This window comes from Mycobacterium sp. PSTR-4-N, from assembly GCF_022348085.1.
GTDB lineage: Bacteria > Actinomycetota > Actinomycetes > Mycobacteriales > Mycobacteriaceae > Mycobacterium.
This window is the reverse complement of record NZ_JAKRFN010000057.1, coordinates 1-1,685: the sequence shown is the minus strand read 5'-3', so window position 1 is coordinate 1,685 and position 1,685 is coordinate 1. Positions and strand designations below refer to the sequence as shown.

General features: G+C 66.2%; 1 protein-coding gene. It reads right to left on the bottom strand.

The genetic code is table 11. The annotated features are described in order from the left end of the window. Positions 1–340 precede the first annotated feature (340 nt). Complete coding sequence (locus MHN84_RS29595) at positions 341–1,555, bottom strand: IS110 family transposase (RefSeq protein WP_241207992.1); 1,215 nt, start codon at positions 1,553–1,555, stop codon at positions 341–343. Positions 1,556–1,685: the final 130 nt, after the last annotated feature.

Sequence of the window (1,685 nt, the reverse complement as noted above, 5' to 3'; positions counted from 1 at the left end):
GGTTAGCTGGCTGTAGGTCGAGTCAAGGGGTGTGGAGGCCGTAGTGGGCCGACGTCCCGGGGCGGGGCGTGATTTCTGTGGTCGGTGGTGCTGCCGAGGGAGGGCAGGTGCCTGGCGCCCACGCTGACTTATGCAACCTCGGTATGGGTTATCTGGCGTCGTTCGGGCTGCCGTGGAGGCGAAGGGCCGGGTGCCAAGCTAACCTCGGCGTGACCGGTGAGGGCCCGCCATAGCGGATACGGCATCTGATCCGGCCCTTCGTCCCGCCCTTCTAGCGTGGCACTACCGACGAGGGTGGTGGAAGGGTTTGGTCGATCCTTTCGTGCTGAGCATGGGGGTTCTAGACCCAGCGGGTCGGCTCGTAGGTGGCGTGGTCGCGGACAAGTGCATGGGCGATGCGGTTAGCACGGTGGGCCAACGCGCAGGCGATGATGCCGCCGGGCTTGCCGCGATCTTTGAGCCCGCGGGCGTAGTTCTTGGCGGCCGGCTCGTTGAGCCACAGGCCGATGCCAAGGTCGATCAGGGCGCGGCGCAGTGCGACGCTGCCTTCGCGGCTGATACCGCCGTCGCGGCGTTTGTGGGCGGATTCGTAGTGCATCGGGGACAGCCCCGACGCGCGGTAGATCTGGCGGGGTCCCGGCCAGCGCTTCGGATCGCCAAGAGCAGCAGCGTAATTGGATACCCGTACCACTGCCCAGCCTGGCACCGAGGTCAACGTCGCATAGGGACTGCGCGGCAACAGTGATCCCAGCGCGGTCTCCGCGGACTGAATTTGATCGTCAAGATCGTCCAGCAACACCAGATCGGCGGCCAGTATCCGACGCGCGATCACGGCGTCGCGGGTCGGCAAGGCGTCGTGGGCCGCAGCGACCAGACGCTCGGCGACGGGGCGGCGTAGTTGCAGGTCGCGGGTCGCGGCGAAGCGGATCAACCGGTTGACCCCGAACCCGGCCAGGCGTGCCGGGTCGGTGAACTCAGCGGCCACCAGCCGGCCGATCTTGGTGCCCAGCACGTCAGGCAGAGCCAGTGTCAGCCCGGGAAAGGCCCGGTCGAGCTGGCCGAGCAGCTGATTCTTCGTCGCGGTACGCGTGGCGACCCGTCGGCTCCGATGCACTGCCCAGGCGCTGATCTCACCGATCACGACATCGCGATCGGTGATCGGACGTCCGTAGCCGGCCAGTACCAGTTCGGTGATCGCTTCCAGGTCGATGACGTCGGTCTTGATCCGGCGCCGCCCCTGCACGCGGCGCTGCTCAGCGACTTGAGCGGGGTTGAGCTCCAACACTTCCCACCCATCGGGCCATCGATGGTCGAGCACCGGTCGGTGATAGTGGCCGGCCGCCTCCACGCCCACCTTGACCTGCACCGCGGCAGGTGTGACAGCCATCGCGCGAGCAGTCGCGGCGGTCAGGCCCGATCCGGTCATCGCGAATTCCGACGGCGTGAGCAGCCGATGGCGAGCTGCATCGGTCACCGAAAGCACAGCTGAGGTCTTGCCGACATCGACGGCAACGACAATCGTGGACGACGTGACTGGAGCTACATGCGCAGACACAACGACACCTCCGGGGCGTGTCAGGAGGTCCGCGCGCGTCAACATACGGACCCCAAAGAGATCGGTTACAGATCCCTTCCTGACACCTCCGGAGGCATTTGAGAAGGACTAACTCGATCTATATCAGCGG